Below are 1,678 nucleotides of genomic sequence, written 5' to 3' on the forward strand. Positions count from 1 at the left end.
CGTGATGCCCTGTAGGAGCGAGGCTTGCCCGCGAAGGCCATCTGTCAGTCGATGCGATTCAGATCGTTATGGCGCGTCTCTTTCAGGCACAGCACGGCAATCAGGCTCAACACCGCCGCCCCCGACACATACCCGCCGACATAACCCAAGCCACCCATCGCCACCAGCTTCTGGGCAAAGAACGGTGCCGCCGAGGCGCCGACGATCCCGCCCAGGTTGTAGGCCGCCGAGGCGCCGGTGTAGCGCACGTGCGTAGGAAACAGCTCCGGCAGCAGCGCACCCATCGGCGCGAAGGTCACGCCCATCAGGAACAATTCAATGCACAGGAACAGCGCCACGCCCCAGGTCGAACCCTGGGTCAGCAGCGGCTCCATCAGGAAACCGGACAGAATCGCCAGCACACCACCGACGATCAGCACCGGCTTGCGGCCCAGCTTGTCGCTCGCCCAGGCCGACAACGGCGTGGCCGCCGCCATGAACAGCACGGCAAAGCACAGCAGGCCGAGGAAGGTTTCGCGGCTGTAACCCAGGGTCGCCACACCATAACTGAGGGAAAACACCGTGGAGATATAAAACAGCGCGTAACACACCACCATCGCCCCGGCACCCAGCAGCACCGGCAGCCAGTACTGGCTGAACAGCTCGACCAGCGGGATCTTCACCCGCTCTTCACGGGCCATGGCATTGGCGAACACCGGCGTCTCGTGCAGCTTGAGGCGCACGTACAGGCCGACCATCACCAATGCGGCGCTGAGCAGGAACGGAATCCGCCAGCCCCAGGAGCGGAACTGTTCGTCGTCCAGCACCATCGCTAACGTCAAAAACAGTCCGTTGGCTGCCAGGAAACCGATGGAAGGGCCGAGCTGCGGGAACATGCCAAACCAGGCGCGTTTGTCCTTGGGGGCGTTTTCGGTGGCGAGCAACGCCGCGCCACCCCATTCACCGCCCAGCCCGAGGCCCTGACCGAAACGCAGCACACAGAGCAGGATCGGAGCCCAGGCGCCGATGCTGTCGTAACCCGGCAGCACGCCGATCAGCGTGGTACACACGCCCATCAACAGAAGAGAAGCTACCAGCGTGGATTTGCGCCCGATGCGATCACCGAAGTGACCGAACAGCGCCGAACCGAGGGGGCGGGCAAGGAAGGCGATGCCAAACGTCAGGAAGGCCGAAAGCATCTGGGCCGTGCCGGAGGTCTGCGGAAAGAACACCGGCCCGATCACCAGCGCGGCGGCGGTGGCATAAACGTAGAAATCGTAGAACTCGATGGCGGTGCCGATGAAGCTCGCCGTGGCGACACGGGTGGCGGAGTTCGTCGGTGCAGGCGCGGAATCGCTGTAAGTTGTGCTGGTCGTCATGCGGTAATCCCTGACAGTCATGTGCTCCGGTGGAGCGAATTATTATGGTCGAACACCCAGGGATGTGGGCTTGCAGCGGAGTGCGGGTAGCACGGTACAGAAGGGGCTTGGGTAAGCGGATCGATTATAGGAAGGAGGCTAACGATTCAACAAGGACAAAAAAATCGCATTTCCCGCCAAGCCCTTGAAGGGCAGCACGCAATATCTGCGACCGACAAAAATCCACTGTGGGAGCGGGCTTGCCCGCGAAAAGGCCGGCACATTCAACATCAATGTCGCCTGACACCACACCCTCGCGGGCAAGCCCACCCCCACAAGTT

Annotated in this window: 1 protein-coding gene and 1 pseudogene; both read right to left on the reverse strand. The window is 62.2% G+C overall.

What is annotated here, in order from left to right:
* Positions 1–44: 44 nt before the first annotated feature.
* The gene (locus ACW9JE_RS30605; RefSeq protein ID WP_224541750.1) at positions 45–1,358 is read right to left on the reverse strand and encodes an MFS transporter; all 1,314 of its coding nucleotides are present in this window, start codon (positions 1,356–1,358) and stop codon (positions 45–47) included.
* Positions 1,359–1,482: 124 nt separating this feature from the next.
* Positions 1,483–1,678 (reverse strand): annotated as a pseudogene (locus tag ACW9JE_RS30610) (hypothetical protein); the annotation flags it as partial.

This window comes from Pseudomonas sp. SDO55104_S430 (assembly GCF_054070595.1).

Excerpts from the sequence above, each read along its gene's own strand:
- ACW9JE_RS30605 (WP_224541750.1), bottom strand. The coding sequence starts at position 1,358 with ATGACGACCAGCACAACTTACAGCGATTCCGCGCCTGCACCGACGAAC.